General features: G+C 71.9%; 16 protein-coding genes. 6 read left to right on the top strand and 10 right to left on the bottom strand.

Going from position 1 to position 18,291, the window contains the following annotated elements:
- Window positions 1-12 precede the first annotated feature (12 nt).
- From ABD831_RS19600 to ABD831_RS19615, 4 genes are all read right to left on the bottom strand, one after another.
- On the bottom strand, window positions 13-2,142 hold the full coding sequence (locus tag ABD831_RS19600; protein WP_344950778.1) for a 3-hydroxyacyl-CoA dehydrogenase NAD-binding domain-containing protein: 2,130 nt from the start codon (window positions 2,140-2,142) through the stop codon (window positions 13-15).
- Entirely contained in the window at window positions 2,139-3,368 is a 1,230-nt protein-coding gene (locus tag ABD831_RS19605; protein WP_344950781.1) for a thiolase family protein, read from the bottom strand. The genes ABD831_RS19600 and ABD831_RS19605 overlap by 4 nt, the downstream gene beginning before the upstream one ends.
- A 178-nt stretch (window positions 3,369-3,546) precedes the next feature.
- Window positions 3,547-4,845: an HRDC domain-containing protein gene (locus ABD831_RS19610; RefSeq protein ID WP_344950784.1), complete on the bottom strand. Its 1,299-nt coding sequence runs from the start codon at window positions 4,843-4,845 to the stop codon at window positions 3,547-3,549.
- Window positions 4,842-5,426 carry a DUF3000 domain-containing protein gene (locus ABD831_RS19615; protein ID WP_344950787.1) on the bottom strand — a complete coding sequence of 195 codons (585 nt, stop codon included), beginning with the start codon at window positions 5,424-5,426 and terminating at the stop codon, window positions 4,842-4,844. Before ABD831_RS19615 ends, ABD831_RS19610 begins: the two co-directional genes overlap by 4 nt.
- A gap of 95 nt (window positions 5,427-5,521) precedes the next feature.
- Between ABD831_RS19615 and hemE the strand changes: the two genes are divergently transcribed.
- The gene (gene hemE / locus ABD831_RS19620; protein ID WP_142177796.1) at window positions 5,522-6,574 is read left to right on the top strand and encodes a uroporphyrinogen decarboxylase; all 1,053 of its coding nucleotides are present in this window, start codon (window positions 5,522-5,524) and stop codon (window positions 6,572-6,574) included.
- 53 nt (window positions 6,575-6,627) lie between these two features.
- A complete protein-coding gene (murJ, locus tag ABD831_RS19625; protein WP_344950792.1) occupies window positions 6,628-8,256 on the top strand; it encodes a murein biosynthesis integral membrane protein MurJ in 1,629 nt (542 codons plus the stop codon).
- A gap of 27 nt (window positions 8,257-8,283) precedes the next feature.
- Here the strand turns inward: murJ and ABD831_RS19630 are convergent, their stop codons facing one another.
- Both ABD831_RS19630 and ABD831_RS19635 read right to left on the bottom strand, forming a co-directional pair.
- The gene (locus ABD831_RS19630) at window positions 8,284-9,489 is read right to left on the bottom strand and encodes a DUF4349 domain-containing protein (RefSeq protein WP_344950795.1); all 1,206 of its coding nucleotides are present in this window, start codon (window positions 9,487-9,489) and stop codon (window positions 8,284-8,286) included.
- A 170-nt stretch (window positions 9,490-9,659) separates the two neighbouring features.
- On the bottom strand, window positions 9,660-10,313 hold the full coding sequence (locus tag ABD831_RS19635; RefSeq protein ID WP_344950798.1) for a DedA family protein: 654 nt from the start codon (window positions 10,311-10,313) through the stop codon (window positions 9,660-9,662).
- Between the two features lie 68 nt (window positions 10,314-10,381).
- Here ABD831_RS19635 and hemG point away from each other — a divergent pair, with 68 nt between their 5' ends.
- Together hemG and hemQ are read left to right on the top strand one after the other, a co-directional pair.
- Window positions 10,382-11,761 carry a protoporphyrinogen oxidase gene (gene hemG / locus ABD831_RS19640; RefSeq protein WP_344950801.1) on the top strand — a complete coding sequence of 460 codons (1,380 nt, stop codon included), beginning with the start codon at window positions 10,382-10,384 and terminating at the stop codon, window positions 11,759-11,761.
- A gap of 66 nt (window positions 11,762-11,827) precedes the next feature.
- Window positions 11,828-12,529, top strand: coding sequence for a hydrogen peroxide-dependent heme synthase (hemQ, locus tag ABD831_RS19645; protein ID WP_344950804.1), 702 nt, complete (start codon window positions 11,828-11,830; stop codon window positions 12,527-12,529).
- A 16-nt stretch (window positions 12,530-12,545) separates the two neighbouring features.
- On the opposite strand, the gene ABD831_RS19650 is transcribed toward hemQ, so the two are convergent.
- The 3 genes from ABD831_RS19650 to ABD831_RS19660 form a co-directional block, all read right to left on the bottom strand.
- On the bottom strand, window positions 12,546-12,929 hold the full coding sequence (locus tag ABD831_RS19650) for a DUF1707 domain-containing protein (RefSeq protein WP_344950807.1): 384 nt from the start codon (window positions 12,927-12,929) through the stop codon (window positions 12,546-12,548).
- Between the two features lie 88 nt (window positions 12,930-13,017).
- Window positions 13,018-13,473 carry a peptide-methionine (R)-S-oxide reductase MsrB gene (gene msrB, locus ABD831_RS19655; RefSeq protein ID WP_142177803.1) on the bottom strand — a complete coding sequence of 152 codons (456 nt, stop codon included), beginning with the start codon at window positions 13,471-13,473 and terminating at the stop codon, window positions 13,018-13,020.
- A gap of 157 nt (window positions 13,474-13,630) precedes the next feature.
- Entirely contained in the window at window positions 13,631-14,950 is a 1,320-nt protein-coding gene (locus tag ABD831_RS19660) for a vWA domain-containing protein (RefSeq protein ID WP_344950811.1), read from the bottom strand.
- Window positions 14,951-15,255: 305 nt separating this feature from the next.
- Between ABD831_RS19660 and ABD831_RS19665 the strand changes: the two genes are divergently transcribed.
- Window positions 15,256-16,425 carry an alpha/beta hydrolase family protein gene (locus tag ABD831_RS19665; RefSeq protein WP_344950815.1) on the top strand — a complete coding sequence of 390 codons (1,170 nt, stop codon included), beginning with the start codon at window positions 15,256-15,258 and terminating at the stop codon, window positions 16,423-16,425.
- A gap of 30 nt (window positions 16,426-16,455) precedes the next feature.
- On the opposite strand, the gene ABD831_RS19670 is transcribed toward ABD831_RS19665, so the two are convergent.
- Window positions 16,456-17,199 carry a dihydrofolate reductase family protein gene (locus ABD831_RS19670; RefSeq protein ID WP_344950818.1) on the bottom strand — a complete coding sequence of 248 codons (744 nt, stop codon included), beginning with the start codon at window positions 17,197-17,199 and terminating at the stop codon, window positions 16,456-16,458.
- Between the two features lie 91 nt (window positions 17,200-17,290).
- Here ABD831_RS19670 and ABD831_RS19675 point away from each other — a divergent pair, with 91 nt between their 5' ends.
- Complete coding sequence (locus ABD831_RS19675) at window positions 17,291-18,265, top strand: polyphosphate kinase 2 family protein (RefSeq protein ID WP_344950821.1); 975 nt, start codon at window positions 17,291-17,293, stop codon at window positions 18,263-18,265.
- The last annotated feature ends 26 nt before the right edge of the window (window positions 18,266-18,291 follow it).

Consider the following 18,291-nt stretch of genomic DNA (forward strand, 5'->3'; position numbering starts at 1 on the left):
GTCGGCGGCGGGTCAGCGCCGGGCGTTGGCGACGCCGTCAGGCAGGAATCGCGCGCCCGTCACCGCCTCGGCGACACCGGTGCGGTCCAGCAGAGGCGTGATGCCGCCGTTCCAGAACTGGAAGCCGGCGCCGGTCATCATCGCGAGGTCGATGTCCATCGGAGCCTGCGCGACGCCCTCGTCGAGCATGCGGCGGGCCTCGTCGGCGAGGACCGTCAGCACGCGCTGACGCACCTGCGCGAGGTCGAGCACGACCGGCTCGGCCGGCTTCTCGATGAGCTCGGCGACCTCGGGGTCGAGGACCGGGCGACCAGAGCTGAGGTCGTAGAAGCCACGCTTGCCCGCGGCCACGATCCGCTGGAGCGTCGGCGAGGCGTAGAAGCGGTCGGGGAACGCCCGCACGAGCGTCTCGCCGTTGTGCAGGGCGATGGCCGGCCCGACGAGCCCTATGAGGACGAAGGGCGGCATCGGCGCGAGCCCGGCGAAGGCGCGGTCGACGACCTCGATCGGCGTGCCCTCGTCGAGGATCTTCGCGGCCTCGCCCATGAACCGGCCGAGGAGCCGGTTGACGATGAAGGACGGGCGGTCCGCGGCCCGGATGCACGTCTTCTTCAGCGACCTCCCGACTGCGAACGCCGTTGCGAGAGTGGCGTCGTCGGTGCGCTCACCCGGGATGATCTCGAGCAGCGGCATGACGGCGACGGGGTTGAAGAAGTGGAAGCCGACGACCCGCTCCGGGTGCTCGAGCGTCGAGGCCATCTCGGCGATCGACAGGCTCGAGGTGTTCGTGGCGAGCACGCACTCCGCCGAGACGACGGCCTCGACCTCTGCGAACACCTGCTGCTTGACCGACATCTCCTCGAAGACGGCCTCGATGACGAAGTCGGCGTCGGCGAAGCCGTCCTTGCTCGTCGACCCGCTGACGAGGGCCTTGTAGCGGTTCAGCCTGTCGGGGTTGAGCCGTCCCTTGCCGGCGAGCTTGTCGAGCTCGGCGTGGACGTAGCCGACACCCTTGGCGACGCGCTCGTCGTCGATGTCGGTGAGCACGACCGGCACCTGCAGGCGCTGGATGAAGAGCAGTGCGAGCTGGCTGGCCATGAGGCCGGCACCGACGATGCCGACCTTCGTCACAGGACGGGCCAAGGTCTTGTCGGGCGCCCCGGCGGGACGCTTGGCGCGCTTCTGCAGGAGGTCGAACGCGTAGAGCCCGGCGCGGAGCTCGTCGCTCATGAGCAGGTCGGCGAGCACCTCGTCCTCGGCGGCGAAGCCTTCCTCGCGTGTCGCGGTGCGCGCGGCGGCGAGCAGGTCGAGCGCGGCATACGGGCTCTTGGCCTGTCGTCCGGTCTTGACGTCGGCGAGGCCCCTGGCCTTCGCGATCGCCGCGTCCCACGCCGTCTCGTCGCGGTCGACCTCGGGGCGCTCGACGGTGACCTCGCCGGAGAGGACCCGGGCGGCCCAAGCGACCGACTCCTCGAGGAAGTCGGCCGGCTCGAGGAGCGCGTCGGCCATCCCGAGCCTGTAGGCGTCGACACCCTTCAGCATCCGGTTCTGGCTCAGCGGGTTGTCGATGACGACGGTGAGGGCCTTGTCGATGCCGACGAGGTTGGGCAGCATCCAGCAGCCGCCCCAGCCGGGGACGAGGCCGAGGAAGACCTCGGGCAGCGCGACGGCCGGGACGCCCGCGCTCATGGTGCGGTAGGTCGCCGACAGCGCCAGCTCGACGCCGCCGCCCATGGCCGCGCCGTTGACGAACGCGAACGTCGGGACCGGCAGGTCGGAGAAGGCTGCGTATGCCGCGTGGCCGGCTCGGGCGATCTCGAGCGCCTGGTCGCGTGAGCCGATGAACGGCACGCCCGTGAGGTCGGCGCCCACGGCGAAGATGAACGGCTTGCCGGTGACGGCGACGGCGACGATCTCGCCGGCCTCGGCGCGCTCCCGGAGACGGCTGATCGTCGCGGTCAGGCCCGCGATCGACTGCGGCCCGAACGTGTTGGGCTTGGTGTGGTCGAAGCCGTTGTCCAGCGTGATGAGGGCCAGGGTCCCGGCGTGACCCGGGAGCGCGACGTCGTGCACCGGTGTGCGCGTCACGACCTCGGTCGCGAAGTCGGCTGCGGTCCTTGTCTTCTCTGTGGTGGCGGTCATGCGACCTCCTCCTTCTCGGCCGAGGCCACGTAGTCGGCGTGGTGCGGGTTCTCCCAGATGACGGCGCCGCCCATGCCGATGCCGATGCACATGGCGGTCAGGCCGTAGCGGACCTCGGGGTGCTCCTCGAACTGGCGAGAGAGCTGGGTCATGAGGCGGACCCCGGAGCTGGCGAGCGGGTGTCCGGTTGCGATGGCGCCGCCGTACTCGTTGACGCGCGGGTCGTCGTCGGCGATGCCGAAGTGGTCGAGGAAGGCGAGCACCTGCACGGCGAAGGCCTCGTTGAGCTCGAAGAGGCCGATGTCGTCGATGGAGAGGCCGGCCTTGGTGAGGGCCTTCTCCGTGGCGGGGACCGGACCGACACCCATGACCTCGGGCTCGACGCCGACGAAGGAGAAGGACACCAGACGCATCCGGACCGGCAGGCCGAGATCCGTCGCGGCCTGCTCGGACGCGAGCAGGCAGGCCGTCGCACCGTCGTTGAGGCCGGCGGCGTTGCCCGCGGTGACGTTGCCGTGGGCGCGGAACGGGGTCTTGAGCTGCCCGAGGTCGTCGACGGTCGTGCCGGGCCGCGGCGGCTCGTCGGCGGTTGCGAGCCCCCAGCCGAGCTCGGCGTGACGGGTCGCCACGGTGACGAGGTCGCGCTGGATCTTGCCGTCGGCATACGCCTGCGCGAGCTTGTCCTGGCTGCCCACGGCAAAGGCGTCGGAGCGCTGCTTCGTCAGCTGCGGGAAGCGGTCGTGCAGGTTCTCGGCCGTCTTGCCCATGACGAGCGCGTCGGGGTCGACGATCTTCTCGGCGACGATGCGCGGGTTGGGGTCGACGCCCTCGCCCATCGGGTGGCGGCCCATGTGCTCGACGCCGCCGGCGATGGCGATGTCGTAGGCGCCGAAGGCGATCGAGCTCGCGGTGTTGGTCACGGCCGTCATGGCGCCGGCGCACATGCGGTCGACGGAGTATCCCGGCGTGGTGTTCGGCAGGCCCGAGAGGAGGGCGGCGGTTCGGCCGAGCGTCAGGCCCTGGTCGCCGATCTGGGTCGTCGCCGCGATGGCGACCTCCTCGACCTTGTCCTTGGGCAGGTTGGGGTTGCGGTGCAGCAGCTCGCGGATGCACCGGATGACGAGGTCGTCGGCCCGGGTCTGGGCGTACATGCCCTTGTCGCCGGCCTTGCCGAAGGGCGTGCGGACGCCGTCGACGAAGACGACCTCATTGAGTGCGCGGGGCACAGTGCCTCCTGATGTGGTTCTGGGGCGGTCACACCGAGACTACTGCCGGGTAACTTCAGGGCCAACGGGCCCATGGGTGACCATCCTCACCACCGCCGCGCCAGTGGTCGCGCAACCCGTGGGCCCGAGCCCGGTGCCTCACCGGGGTGAGGTGGAGCCACCCGACGGAGTGGCTGGGTCAGGCGGGTGGGTTCTCGCCGCACGCGAGCGAGATGAGCGGCGCGGTGATCGTCGTCTGCCAGCGTCGGGCGCCCATCGCGGCGAGGGCGTCAGCCACATCGGCGGTCGTCGGGGCGGCCGGACCCTCCCAGAGATAACGGCGCAGCAGGTCGGGAGTCAGGAGGTTCTCGACGGGCACGGCGAGCTCCTCGGAGACCGCGCCGAGCAGCTCTCGGGCCCGGGCCAGACGGGCAGCAGCGACGGGGTCGCGGTCGGCCCACGCCTTGGGCGGCGGTGGCCCGCTCGGCGGCAGGGACAGCACGGGCAGGTCGGTCTCGGGCAGCTCGAGTGCCCGGGCGACGACCTCGATGATGGCCTCCTGGTGACGCCGCACCGACCGGGCGAGCCGTGGCTCGGCGGACCCCACCGTGCGCGGCGGCTTGGTCGCCCGCTGGTTGGCGATGGCGATCTCGCTGATGGCTGCATCGGGCAGGACTCGTCCGGGCGAGGTGTCGCGCTGCTGGGCCACGGCGTCACGCCACAGCCACAGCTCACGCACGATGGCCAGCCCGCGCCGACCGCGCACCTTGTGCATGCCGGACGTGCGTCTCCACGGGTCGACCCGTGGCTCGGGTCCGGCGAAGTCGAGCAGGTGCTCGAACTCCTGCCTGGCCCAGGCGATCTTGCCCTGCGACGTCAGCTCGGCCGCCACGGCGTCACGCAGGTCGACCAGCACCTCGACGTCGAGGGCGGCATAGCGCAGCCAGGGCTCGGGGAGCGGTCGCACCGACCAGTCGACCGCGGAGTGCTCCTTGGCGAGCTGGAGGCCGAGGTAGTGCTCGACCATCGCCCCGAGGCCGACGCGGGGGAGCCCGGCGAGGCGGCCGCCGAGCTCGGTGTCGAAGAGCGACCTCGGCCGCAGGCCGACCTCGGCCAGGCAGGGGAGGTCCTGGGTCGCCGCGTGCAGGATCCACTCGGCGTCGCCGATCGCCTCGCCGACGGGGGAGAGGTCGGGACACGCGATCGGGTCGATGAGCCAGGACCCGGAGCCCTCGCGGCGGATCTGGACGAGGTAGGCACGCTGGCCGTAGCGGTAGCCCGACGCCCGCTCGGCGTCGATGCCGACCGGGCCGGTGCCTGCCCCGATGGCCTCGGCAGCCCGCAGAAGCATGCGCTCGTCGACGACGACGTCGGGCACCCCGTCGCGGGGGTGGGTCAGCGGGACGAGCTCCGGGGCGAGATCTGGGGCGAGATCTGGTGCGAGGTCGGCGGCAGCGGCGTCGAGGTCGTCGGTGGGCTCGTGCGGCTCTGCCGTCACCGTCGCTGCCCCGGCAGGGGGACGACGCCGTCGGGCAGGGGAGGGATGCCGGCGATGGTGCACAGCATGTCTGCCCAGGCGCGCAGGTGCTCGGCGGCGTCTCCGCCCACCGGCGTCCACGAGGCGCGGATCTCCATCTCGACGCTCGCCTCCCGGTCGGCCAGGCCGGCGAAGCTCTCGCTGACGACGCGGGTCACCGTGCCCGCCTCCGCCGTCCAACCGAGGCCGCGGTTGGTCAGCGAGTCGGTGAGCCAGGACCAGCCGACGGCGCCGAGCATCGGGTCACCGGCCAGCTCGGGCTCGAGCTCGGCCCGCGCGAACGTGACGATGCGCCACTGCCCGTCCCAGGTGTCAGGGGCCGCCGGGTCGTGCAGCACGACGAACCGACCGGTGGCCAGGTCGTCCTCGGGGTCGGCGATGTCGATCACGTCGGCGGTCAGGGCTGCGGCATACGGGGCGATGCGCGTGGGCGCCGGCACCTCCGTCAGGCGCACCTCCGAGCGCAGACGGACGTCTCGCAGGGCGCTGAGCGTCCGTGCGAATACCGCGCCGTGGTTGCCCGGCAACGTTCGCGTGTGCACCAGATGAGGGTATGCCGGACTCGGTCGTTCTGTCCTCAGGGCGCGCCGGACGCGCGTGGCGCGGCCACCCCCGGCCGTCGTGGCAGGATTGACCGGTGCCGACCACCGCCCCGCCAGCCACCCGCCAGAGCGACCTCGTCCGCGCTGCGCGCCGCGAGTCGGTCACCCGGACTCCGGTGTGGTTCATGCGCCAGGCGGGTCGCTCCCTCCCCGAGTACCGCGCCGTGCGCGAGGGCATCCCGATGCTCGAGTCGTGCATGCGCCCCGACCTCGTCACGGAGATCACCCTGCAGCCGGTGCGTCGGCACGGCGTCGACGCGGCCATCTTCTTCAGCGACATCGTCGTGCCGCTCAAGGCCATCGGCGTCGACCTCGACATCGTTCCGGGCGTCGGGCCGGTCGTGGCCCGACCGATCCGCACGGCCGCGGACCTCGACCAGCTCGTCCCGCTGACGCCCGAGCACGTTCCCTTCGTCACCGAGGCCGTGCAGCAGCTGGTCCGTGAGCTCGGCGACATCCCGCTCATCGGGTTCGCCGGTGCGCCGTTCACCCTCGCCTCCTACCTCGTCGAGGGCGGCCCCTCGAAGAACCACGAGAAGACCAAGGCGCTGATGCACGGCGACCCCGAGCTGTGGGACGCCCTGTGCGCCAGGCTCGCCCAGATCTCCGGTGCGTTCCTGCGCGTGCAGGCACAGGCCGGCGCGAGCGCCGTGCAGCTGTTCGACTCGTGGGCCGGCGCGCTGTCCAAGGCGGACTACGCCGCGCGCGCGATGCCGCACTCCGCGGTCGCCCTCGCAGCCGTCGAGGACCTCGACGTCCCCCGCATCCACTTCGGTGTCGGCACGGGCGAGCTGCTGGCCCTCATGGGTGCTGCAGGGGCCGAGGTGGTCGGCGTCGACTACCGCGTGTCGCTCACCGACGCCGTGGAGCGTCTCGGGCCGACGTATGCCGTGCAGGGCAACCTCGACCCGGCCCTGCTGTTCGCGCCGTGGGACGCCCTCGAGCGCCGCGTCCGCGAGATCGTCGAGGAGGGCCGGCACGCACCGGGGCACATCTTCAACCTCGGCCACGGCGTGCTGCCCAACGTGGACCCCGACGTCCTCACCAGGGTCACTGCGCTCGTCCACGAGTGCTCGAGCCGCCGATGACGACAGCGGCTCCGTCGGTCGCTCGCTCCAGCCTCACCATGCTCGGTGGGTCTGTGGCGTCTCGCGTCCTCGGGGTGGTGCGCAACGGCCTCATCACCGCCATCATCGGTGCCCAGCTGGCCGGTGACGCGTTCTCCCTGGCGAACACCCTCCCCAACGTGCTCTACGTGCTGGCAGCGGGCGGCATCCTCAACGCGGTGCTCATCCCGTCGCTCGCGCGCGCCATGAAGCTCGAGGACGGTGGGCAGGAGTTCACCGACCGCGTCATCACGGTCGCCCTGGCGGGGATGGCGCTCATCACCGTCCTCGTCATGGCCGGTGCCGGTGGGTTCGTGTGGCTGCTGGCGCGCAGCTCCTCGCCCGACTTCAAGGACCTCGCGCTCGCCTTCTCACTCATCTGCCTCCCGCAGATCTTCTTCTACGGCCTCTTCGCCCTGCTCGGGCAGATCCTCAACGCGCGGGGGCGGTTCGGTGCCTTCGCGTGGGCGCCGTTCATCGCCAACGTCGTCGCGGTGGCCGGCCTCGTGCTCTTCCTCATCGTCTTCGGAAGGGGGGACCGCGACGGACCGGGTGGGCACCAGAGCCCGCGCGCCCCGACGGAGTGGACGGGGCCGATGATCTGGCTCTTCGCGGGATCGGCGACCCTGGCGGTCGTCGTGCAGGCCGTCTCGCTCGTGCCGGCCCTGCGTCGCACCGGGTTCCACTACCGGCCGCGGTGGGGCCTGCGCGGTGTCGGCCTGGGCGGCGTCAGCAGGCTCGCCCTCTGGGCCTTCAGCGGTCTGGCCGTGTCGCAGGTCGGCTTCTTCATCAGCCAGGGCGTGCTCAACAACGCCACGGCCCAGGCCAACGAGCTCGGCCTGGAGGGCGCGGCACGAGGACCGATGGCCTACAGCATCGCCTTCACGCTCTTCATGCTGCCGCACGCCTTCATCACCGTCTCGATCATCACGGCCCTCTTCCCGCGCTTCTCGGCGGCTGCCGCGGCCGGGGACAAGGCCGGCCTGCGACGGGACTTCCGCACGGGCCTGGCGATGCCGCTCGTGGCCAACGTGCCGATCATGGTCGCGGTCATCGTGCTCGCCAACCCGATCGTGGCCCTGCTCAACCCCGGCATCGACACCCGCTCCGTCGAGGTGTCGGCCAGCGTGCTCATCATCATGATCCTCGGGCTCGTGCCGTTCGGTCTCGACCTGCTCTGCTACCGGATGTTCTTCGCCCTCGAGGACGGCAAGCCGACGGTCGTCATGCAGGTCCTGCTCACGGGGATCAGTGCCCTGGCCGGTGCCGTGACGCTCTTCATCAACCCGGTCTGGGCCATCGGCATCATGGCGATGGGCCAGACGGTCGGCAACGTCGTCAGCTCGGGAGTGGGCCTCCTCCTGCTGCGGCGACGCGTCGGGCCCCTCGGCCTCGCCAGCGGTCTCGTCACCGCATCGCGCGTGGGCGTCGCCGCCGCGGTGGCCGGTCTCGTCGCCTGGGGGGTCACGCTCGTGCTGCATCCGATCACCGGGGCCGCCATCGACAGCTCGTCCTCCGCCCTCAAGCGGATGTTCGCCAGCGCCCTGGAGATCGGCCTCGTCGGCCTCGTCTTCGGCGTCATCTACCTCGGCATCGCCCACGCGCTCCACGTGCGCGAGGTCCGCCAGGTGGCAGACCTGGTCCGCCAGCGGCTCGGTCGCTGACCGAGCCGCTGACGCACGCGAGGGCCGTCAGTCGCCCGACGACGGGGCCCCGGGACCGGCCGGCGAGGACCCGGCGGTCGGCGGCTCAGGCACCGGTCCGGCAGGGACCGTCGCGGCAGGGGTTGCGGGGACTCCGTGCGTCGGGGAGGCCGCCGGCGGTATACCTGCGCTGCGGCGACGCCAGATCCGCAGGCCCAGCAGGGTGAGCGGGACGAGGAGGACGAGCCAGGGCAGGAGTGCGGCGAGCCCGGTCAGGATGACCGTGAGCGAGCCCAGCAGGCTCTCCCACGCCGTGCGCAAACCACCGGTGAATCCGTTGTCGGTCTGGACGGGCGTCGTCGCATCGGTCCAGAGGGTGACCGTGACGTCGCTCATCGTCGTCATCGCGTCCAGCTTCGCCAGGCGCTGCTCCAGCGAGTCCAAGTCGGCCTGGCGGCGGCTCAGCTCGCTCTCGAGCGTGATGACCTGCTGCAGGTCCGTCGTCTTGGCGAGCAGGGCACGCACGCGCTCGATCCCGTCGCGCATCGGTTGGATGCGCGACTTGGTGTCGATGTAGGTGTCGGTGACGTCCTGCGACTGGGACGAGCGATAGCTGACCGTCCCGACCGCGGACAGGCGGGTCAGCACGTCGTCCAGGGCCTTGGCCGGAACGCTCAGCACGAGACGCGCCTCGTCCACCCCGATGTCCGGCACCGTCGTCCCTGACTCGAAGCGCGGGTCGACGCCGCCCGACCCGCTGGGGCCGCCGGTCGGGTCGGCAGACGTGACGACGTTCTCGGACGTCACCTGCCCACCGGCGTCGGTGGCGACGACGCGGACGCGGGCCGCCGAGCCCGCGAGGTCGCTGACCTTGATCCCGAGCCACGCGGAGCGGGCGATCTTGGACTCGATGACGGCGACCGAGCTCCCGAGCCCGGTGCCCTGCGGCGCTCCGGCATCGGCCGAGGGAGCCTTGGCGCCGGCGTTGGCGTCGGGTTGCGGGCTGACGACGGTCCCGGCGACACCGTTGCCGGTGACGGCACCGCGGTCACCCGCACCGGCTGATGACCCGGAGGACCCGGCTGACCGCGCCTCCGAGCTGGAGGACGACGACCCGTGGAGGGCCTTGAGGCCCAACGGAACCGAGAGGGCGAGCACGGCCACGACCAGTACGAGGACGGCGATGAGCCGGCGCCGTCCGGGAGGACGGGACGTGAGGCCTGGCAGCTGGGGCAGGTGGGACGCTGCGGTCATGGCATACCTTCCGACGGGTCACCCTCCGCTCCGAACCTGATGGTGGTGCCCGGGTGCGTGCGGCGATCATGGCGACGTGCTTGTCTCCAGAGACACGCAGGACGAGCCGATCGTTGCGATGACCCAGTCCGCTCACCCGGGGTGACGGCAGCAGCTGCCGAGGACGCAGGTCAGCCGCGGCGGATGCGCCGCAGCACCAGCCACCCGACGAGGGCGACCACGGCGCCCCTGACGACCCAGTCGAGGACCGACGAGTACTGGTCGACGAGCTCGTAGCGGGAGCCGAGCGCCCAGCCGAGACCGATGAGCAGCCCGTTCCACAGGGCGCTCCCGGCGACGGTGAAGACCGTGAAGCGGGGGAGCGGCATGCGGATGGCGCCGGCCGGCAGGGAGACGAGGCTGCGCACACCCGGGACGAGCCGGCCGCCGAAGACGGAACGCCTGCCGTGCTCGGTGAACCACACGGTCGCGCGCTCGAAGTCGTCACGGTCGACGAGGGGCAACCGGGCCATGACGCCGATGGCGCGCTCCTGCCCGAGCCTGGCCGCCATGAGGTAGAGCGTGAGGGCTCCCAGGTAGGAGCCCAGCGTGCTCGTCACGAGGAGCAGGGTCAGTTCGAGCCCTCCCTGCCGCGCGATGAAGCCGGCGAGCGGGAGCACGACCTCGCTGGGGATGGGCGGGACGACCGTCTCGAGGAACGTCAGGGCACCCACACCCCACTCACCGAGCCTCTGGATGACGCGGTAGGCGATGCCGACGAGCCCGGACATCTCCGTGCCGGGCGGCACGGCTGGCTGGGCGACGAGCAGCGCGGGTGTACCCATGCGTTCAACCCTCGCTCATCGCCCGGCCCACGGACAAACCGCCGCAGGCGGGGTGGGAGAGTGGCGACATGGTCAGGACGGTCGCAGTCATCGGTGGTGGGATCAGCGGACTCGCGGCCGCCTGGGAGCTGGGCCGCGTCGACGGCGACGTCTCCGTCACGCTCCTCGAAGGCTCCGACCGCCTCGGCGGCAAGCTGCGCCTCGAGGAGGTCGGGGGCACCCGCATCGATGTCGGGGCCGAGTCGGTCCTGGCGCGCAGACCGGAGGCGCTGACGCTCTTCGAGCAGCTCGGCGTCGACGACCTCGTCACGCACCCCGGCCCCGCCGGCGCCGCGATCGTCTCGAGGGGCCGGCGGTGGCCGATGCCGCGGGGCACGCTCATGGGTGTGCCCTCCGACCCCGAGTCGGTGCGTGGCCTCCTGACGGACGCCGAGGTCGAGCGCCTCTCCCACGAGACCGTCGGGGACCCCGTCGTGGGCGACATCTCGGTGGGAGAGCTCGTCGACGCCCGACTCGGCGCCGCCGTGACCGACAGGCTCGTCGAGCCGCTGCTGGCCGGCGTCTACGCCGGTCACGCCCGTGAGATCTCCGCGGAGCAGGCGGTGCCCGCGCTGGCGGCCGCGGCGCACGAGGGCCGTCCACTGCTCGAGGTGGCCCGGTGCGCGGCCCCGGCCGGGACGAGCGGGCCCCTGGTGGGGCGCCCCGTCTTCGCCTCGCTCACCGGTGGTCTCGGCACGCTGCCGGAGGTGCTGGAGCGTGCGCTCGCGACCGCCGGCGTCCGGGTCCGCACGGGTGCGATGGCCCGGGCTCTGCGCCGCGACGGTGCGGGCTGGGTCGTGTCGACCGGGCCGACGACCGACGTCGTCGACGAGCGGTTCGACGCCGTCGTCGTGGCCGTCCCCGCCGCTCCGGCCTCCCGCCTGCTGAAGGACGTCGCTCCGGCGGCAGCCGTGGCGCTCGCGGGCGTCGAGTACGCCTCCATGGCCATCGTGACCCTGGCGCTCGAGGGTCCGCCGCCCCCGGTTCTCGACGGGAGCGGCTTCCTCGTCCCGCCGACCGAGCCGCTCACCATCAAGGCGTCGACCTTCAGCTCGGTCAAGTGGCCGTGGCTCGCCGCCGCGCATCCGGAGCGCACCTTCCTCCGGGCCTCGGTGGGTCGCCACCGCGAGGAGGCGACCCTGCAACGCTCCGACGAGGAGCTCGTCGCTGTCGCGCTCGCCGACCTGCACACCGTCCTCGGCCCGGGGCTTCCGCCTCCCGTCGCGACGCACGTGCAGCGGTGGGGAGGAGGACTGCCGCAGTATGCCGTGGGCCACCGTTCGCGTCTCGCGCCCACCCGCGAGCTGCCGCCGGGGCTCGCCCTGTGCGGGGCGGCCTACGACGGCGTCGGGATCCCGGCGTGCATCGCGTCGGGGCTGGCGGCAGCCCGATCCGTCCTGAGCCGGTGACCCGCTGACCTGCTGACCCGCCGACCCGCTGACGGGGCGTCGAGCGCCGCGGGGGATGATGGACCCATGAGTGAGCGCCTGTCCCCGTCCCAGATGCGAGAGATCAACGACACCATCCGCTACTGCATGTGGTCGGTGTTCAGCAGCGGCGCACCTCTCGGCGACGACCGGGGCAAGGTGACTGCCGAGCTGGAGTCGTTCCTGGCGGACATCGCCGAGGAGGGCGTCGTCGTGCGCGGTCTCTACGACGTCGCCGGCCTGCGCGGCGACGCGGACTTCATGGTCTGGTGGCACGCCGAGACCATCGAGCAGCTCCAGTCGGCCTACCACCGGCTCCTGCGCACGGAGCTCGGCCAGCACCTCGAGCCCGTCTGGAGCAATGCGGCGCTGCACCGGCCGGCGGAGTTCAACAAGAGCCACATCCCGGCGTTCATGGCCGACGAGGTCGCCCGCAAGTACATCTGCGTCTACCCCTTCGTCCGCTCCTACGAGTGGTACCTCCTCGAGGAAGGCGAGCGTCGCGACATGCTGCGCGAGCACGGCCAGATGGCGCGCGACTTCCCTGACGTCCGTGCCAACACGATCGCGTCGTTCGCGCTCGGTGACTACGAGTGGCTGCTGGCCTTCGAGGCCGATGAGCTGCACCGCATCGTGGACCTGATGCGCGAGCTGCGGGCATCGCGGGCTCGGCGCCACGTGCGCGAGGAGATCCCGTTCTTCACCGGGCCCCGGGTCGAGGCGGCGGAGCTCGTCGCCAACCTGCGCTGACGGCCTCCGGCGCCGGTCAGTCGTCGAGCGCCCTCGCCAGGATGGCGATGACCGGGATGAGCAGGAAGGCCAGCCAGCTCCGGGTGAGGAAGAAGGCCGCGATGGCGATGAACGGCGACAGGCTGACGAGGGTGCGCGCCACCTTGCTCTGGGTCATCGAGCTCTTGCTCCGAGGCCGCGCCACGCCTGCTCCCGCGGCGGGTCGGAACGTGGGCCGCGGCTCGGGGAGGTCGGTGAAGAGCGAGGTCAGGTCGCGGCGGACGATGGCGTCCGTGGCCTTTCCGCGCCGGTCCTCGTAGTCGTTGGCGTCGAGGCGACCGGCCGCGTGGTGCTCAGCCAGCGCCGCCAGGGCCTCCTCGCGCTCGGCACTTCCGATGCGGATGTCGCCATCGTCGTCCATAGGACGAATCTAGGCGAGGAGACCCCGGACGGGGCAGCCGGCCGGGAACTCAGGCCGGGAACTCAGGCCTGGAACTCAGGCGGGGAGCTCAGGCCTGAGGACGGGCGCCCTCGTCCGGCTCGAGGCGCAGGGAGATCGAGTTGATGCAGTAGCGCTGGTCGGTCGGGGTGTCGTAGCCCTCTCCTTCGAACACGTGGCCGAGGTGCGACCCGCAGTTGGCGCAGCGGACCTCGACCCGCTTCATCCCGAAGGCCCGGTCCTCGATGTACTCGACGGTGTCGCCGGCCAGCGGGGAGTAGAAGGACGGCCAGCCGCAGTGCGACTCGAACTTCGTGTCGCTGCGGAAGAGCTCGCTGCCACAGGCGCGACACGAGTAGACGCCCTGGGTCTTGGTGTCGGTGTACTCGCCGCGGAAGGCGGGCTCGGTGCCGGCCTGGCGCAGCACCTTGTACTCGGCGGGCGTCAGGACGGCGCGCCACTCCTCGTCGGTGCGCTGGACGGCATACGGCTTGTCTGAGGTGCTGGAGGTGTCGCGGTGGCTCATGTCCTGACCAACGCCACGTCGCCGCGGTTTGTGCCCGGCGGTGGGGCGTCGGCCCTTACGACGCGCTTACGGGTGACGCCTCCTGCGCAGCGACGAGGGACCCCGGACTCTGCCGGGGCCCCTCGCGGTGCTCAGGCCCTCATGGGCCGGACCAGCGTCACTTCTTGTTCGGCGGGACCGTGCAGGTCGCCGTGGCGGTGTTGCCCGCCGCGTCGGTGGCCGTCACGAGCAGGTCACCGCGAACCGTCACGTGCCGATCGACCATGCCCTCGAAGGGCACCGAAGACGGCGTCGCCCCGAGCGCCTGCGTCAGCTTGACGTACGTCCCCGGGGCGTAGGGTCCGAAGCTCGCACCCGTCGCGGTGTCCGACACGGTCACGGTCGTGCCCGGCAGGTTGTCGGTCGCCACGAGCTGGTAGAAGCCCGCCTTCTTGTAGCCGGGAGGGGTGACCCCGTCCGGGTTGACGCCGGGACCGCAGGCGACGGTCGGCGGGGTCACGTCGTTGACCTTGATGGTCACGGTCTGGACGAACTCCGGGCCCGCCTCGGCGCCGTTGACGAGGAAGGTGGTGGTGCACGTCAGGGTCGCGCCCTGCGTCGCGCCGGAGGCGACCGTGATCGCCTCGTCGAGCACGACGTCCTCGCCGCTCGTCACCGTCTGCGGCAGGGTGGGGGCGAAGGCGATCGACAGACCCGGGTCGCACGAGATGTTTGCGGTGACCTCGGCGGGCAGGTTGCCGAGACCGGCCAGGATCGCGTCGGCGACGCCGGCCTCGGCGACGTTGGCGAAGAACTGGCCGCCGGTGGCACCGGTGATGGCCGTCGCCTGGCCGCCGTTGTCGAGCCCGTTGCCGGAGCCGGAGTCGACGTTGATCGCGATGACCTTGGCCGAGACGCCCTGGAGCGAGGCGATCGCGTCCGCGAGGGTGTGTCCCTCGCTCGGGTCGTGCCCGTTCGAGTCGCCGAACCAGGCCACGGCGCGGGTGGACCCCGAGCGGAACGCGATCTGGTCGCCCCCGGACCCGATCTGCCACAGCGCGTCGAGCTGGGCCTCAGGGGTGTCGCCGCCGTTGCACAGGACGATGCTGTTGACGGCGTTGACGGCGTCGGTCCTGCTCGACGTGAGCTGCTGGACGAGGCTGAACGGCGTCTCGCCGGAGTCGCAGTACGCGACGACGGCGAACTCGGCGTCGGGCTGGGCGGCCTGGACCGCGTCGATGACGGCGCCCATCTTGGCCTTGACGTCGTCGATGGCCCCGCCCATGCTGCCCGTGCGGTCGACGACGAGGACGATGTCCGGCTTCGGTGGGATCTCCGGCGTGGTGACGGTCTTGGTGACGTGCACGGTGGCACCGGGATCGACGGACGCGTCGTAGGTCGCCGGGCTGACCCCGGCTCCCATCGCGAGTGCCGGTGTGGCGACGAGCGCCCCGGCCGCCGCGATGCTGAGCGCGCTGCGGCGCATGGCTGTGAACACGGTGGTCCCCTTTCGTGGGACGAGATGGTGAGAAGCGGTGCGCGGTTGCTCCTCGCACCCCGAGACAGCCGCGTGTGGCCGTGGCAACGAACGGCCCGGCGCCGGCTGCGACCGGCCCGGGGACCTCCCGGGCCGGGGAACGGTCGGGTGTGGCGGCTCCCGCCGCTCGTGGTCCCCCCGAGGCTCCCGATGGACGGAGGGGCGGGACGTCCGTTTTGATACGTCTGTGGGGGTGGGCGCGGATCCGGCGCGGCGCGCCCGACCACCTGACCTGCCGGGGAGCGGTCCTTTGCGACGATGAGGCCGTGCAGGTGCGCCGACTCGTCTCGCGTCCGGTGCTCGCGGCGGCCGCCGCGAGCACCGGATCGGTGCTGGGCGTGGCCGGCGGAACGGTGGCCGCGGCGGCCTACTTCGCCCGCAAGGTGACCACCCCGGACGAGCTGCAGCCCGACGACGTCGAGATCGTGCGCCACGATGCCGAGACGGTCACCCTCGCCGCGACCCCCGACACGGTCGTGCCCGGCCGGTACGGGGTGTGGCTCGACGGGGGAGCGGGCCACGCCCGCGTGGGCGACATCGTCGACACGGATGCCACGTCGGTCACTCGAAGGCTGCTCGCCGTCGACCGCGGCCAGGTCGAGGTCGGCCCGGCGCGGTGGAACCAGTACTACTACTGGGACCGGCCCTCGGTCTGCCTCGGTCTGCCCGACGAGGAAGTCAGCATCCTGTCCGACGTCGGGCCCCTGCCCGGTTGGGTGGTCCGTCCCGAGGGCGGCTCCGCCGGGGGCGACTGGGCGGTCCTCGTCCACGGCCGCGGCGCCCGCAGGGAGGAGACGCTCCGCGCCGTCCCGGTGCTGCGGGCGGCGGGCTGGACGAGCCTCGTGGCCTCCTACCGCAACGACCGCGACGCGCCGCGGGGGCCGGACGGCCGCTACAACCTCGGGCTGTCGGAGTGGCGCGACGTCGAGGCGGCCATGGGGTATGCCGTGTCGCACGGTGCGCTGCGCATCCTCCTCCTCGGGTGGTCCATGGGTGGAGCGATCGTGCTGCAGACGCTCGACCGGTCACCCCTGTCGGGCTATGTCGTCGGAGTCGCGCTCGACTCGCCCGTCATCGACTGGGGGGTCGTGCTGCGTCACCACGGACGGCTGCACCGGATGCCCGGACCGCTCGTGCGGGTGGCCACCGACCTGATGGGCTCGCGGCGCAGCCGACGGCTCGTCGGGGTCCGCGAGCCGATCGACGTGGCCCGCACCGACTGGGTGGCCCGAGCGGACGAGCTGCGCCACCCGATGCTCGTCATCGCCTCCGACGGCGACGACTTCGTGCCGATCGGTCCGGCGGTGGCGCTCGCCGGACGCCGCCCCGACCTCGTGCGCTTCGAGCGCTGGGACACGGCGCGGCACTGCCGCGAGTGGAACTACGACTCAGAGCGCTGGGAGCGCGTGCTGCGCGAGTTCGTCCTGGGTCGCTGATCCGCGGCGTCCGGTCGACCCGGTCGAGGGTCAGCGGCGGACGACCCAGCGGCCCATGAGGGTGCCGTCCTCCTCGACGAGGAGCTCGACGTCGAGGTCGGCTGGCGTCCCGCCAGTGCCGACCGGACGCGGGTGCTCGCCCCCGACGACCCGGGGGCTGATCGTGAAACAGAGCTCGTCGAGCTGGCCCGCCGCGAGGAACGAGCCGAGCAGGCGTGGTCCGCCCTCGGTGAGGACCTGGCTCCAGCCGCGCTCGTGCAACGTGGCGACGAGGGCCGCCACGTCGAGCTCGTCGTCGCCGCAGACGAGGACGTGGTCCGCACCCAGCTCCCGGCGTGCGCCTGCGAGGCCGGGCGCCGACGCCGGCACCGCCAGCAGGACCCGGCCGTCGCGGCTGCCGTGCAGGGTGGGAGGCACGTCGCCACGGTTGCTGACGGCGACGAGCGGCAGCTCGTCCGGGAGGCCGTGCTGACGCCGGAGGTCGACGAGTGGATCGGCAACGGACAGTGGGGGATAGCCCTCCGAGCGGATCGTCCCTGCGCCGACCACGACGACGTGGCTGAGGGCGCGCAGCACGTCGAAGACCACGTGGTCGGCATCGCTGTTGATCGACCCGGACCGCCCGTCGGTGCCCGTCGCGGCCCCGTCCAGCGAGGTCACCATGTTGCAGCGCACCCACGGCGCCCGCGGGGCGGCATACGCAGTGAAGAGCGCAGCCGTGTCGAGATCGGTCAGGACGGGCAGGCCGGAGCGGCCGGGAACGAGCAGGCGCATGCGGCCCAGTATCGGCGACGGCCCGGGGACACCGGGGGATCGGCGGGGCCGCATCCCGTCGTGGAGGGCGCCGTTCGGGCAGGATGACGCCATGGGCAAGGGCGCGAAGGGCAAAGGCAAGAAGTCCGAGAAGAAGTCCGGCACGAAGGCGAGCAAGGCTGCCGTCGAAGAGGTGAAGCAGCAGGCCAGCCAGGACGAGGCGATCGCCGAGCACGAGGCCGAGGCCGTCGAGGAGATCAAGGACGTCGCCAACGCGCTCCGCGTCGGCAAGGGCTTCGTGCTGGCCGACGTCGACACCTCGGGGACTCCGGGTTTCACCGGTGACAAGCTCGCGGGCAAGGCCGCCCTCAAGGCGTGCGAGGCCGAGCTGTCCGACCTGCTCGAGCGGCTCTTCGCCGAGTCCACCGCCGGCGCCAGACGGTCGGTCCTCCTCGTCGTCCAGGGCATGGACACCTCGGGCAAGGGCGGCATCATGCGCCATGTCATCTCCGTCAACCCGCAGGGCGTCAAGGCGACCGCCTTCAAGGCGCCGACCAAGGAGGAGCTCGCCCACGACTTCCTCTGGCGCATCGAGAAGGCACTGCCCGGCGCAGGCGAGCTCGGCGTCTTCGACCGGTCGCAGTACGAGGACGTGCTGGCAGTCCGGGTGCACGAGCTGGTCCCTGAGGCGGTGTGGTCCAAGCGCTACGCCCAGATCAACGCCTTCGAGCGCCGGGCCATCGCCGCGGGCACCACCGTCGTCAAGGTCATGACGCACATCTCCAAGGACGAGCAGAGGGCACGGCTCATGGAGCGTCTCGACCGTCCTGACAAGTACTACAAGTACAACCCCGGTGACGTCGACGAGCGCAACCACTGGGGGGCCTACATGGAGGCCTACCAGGCAGTCCTCGACAAGACCTCAACGGTCGGCGCCCCGTGGCACGTCGTGCCCGCCGACCGCAAGTGGTACGCGCGGCTCGCCGTGCAGCAGCTCCTCCTGGAGGCCCTTCGGGGCCTCAACCTCCAGTGGCCGCAGGCCGACTTCGACGTCGAGGCGGAGAAGAAGCGGCTGTCAGCGAGCTGACGCGAGGGCGTATGCCGCACTTCGGG

The sequence above is a fragment of the Terrabacter ginsenosidimutans genome, assembly GCF_039539425.1.
In the GTDB taxonomy this organism is placed as follows: Bacteria; Actinomycetota; Actinomycetes; order Actinomycetales; family Dermatophilaceae; genus Terrabacter; species Terrabacter ginsenosidimutans.

Excerpts from the sequence above, each read along its gene's own strand:
- ABD831_RS19600 (WP_344950778.1), bottom strand. The coding sequence starts at position 2,142 with ATGACCGCCACCACAGAGAAGACAAGGACCGCAGCCGACTTCGCGACC.
- ABD831_RS19630 (WP_344950795.1), bottom strand. The coding sequence starts at position 9,489 with ATGACCGCAGCGTCCCACCTGCCCCAGCTGCCAGGCCTCACGTCCCGT.
- ABD831_RS19635 (WP_344950798.1), bottom strand. The coding sequence starts at position 10,313 with ATGGGTACACCCGCGCTGCTCGTCGCCCAGCCAGCCGTGCCGCCCGGC.
- hemG (WP_344950801.1), top strand. The coding sequence starts at position 10,382 with ATGGTCAGGACGGTCGCAGTCATCGGTGGTGGGATCAGCGGACTCGCG.
- hemQ (WP_344950804.1), top strand. The coding sequence starts at position 11,828 with ATGAGTGAGCGCCTGTCCCCGTCCCAGATGCGAGAGATCAACGACACC.
- ABD831_RS19650 (WP_344950807.1), bottom strand. The coding sequence starts at position 12,929 with ATGGACGACGATGGCGACATCCGCATCGGAAGTGCCGAGCGCGAGGAG.
- msrB (WP_142177803.1), bottom strand. The coding sequence starts at position 13,473 with ATGAGCCACCGCGACACCTCCAGCACCTCAGACAAGCCGTATGCCGTC.
- ABD831_RS19670 (WP_344950818.1), bottom strand. The coding sequence starts at position 17,199 with ATGCGCCTGCTCGTTCCCGGCCGCTCCGGCCTGCCCGTCCTGACCGAT.
- ABD831_RS19675 (WP_344950821.1), top strand. The coding sequence starts at position 17,291 with ATGGGCAAGGGCGCGAAGGGCAAAGGCAAGAAGTCCGAGAAGAAGTCC.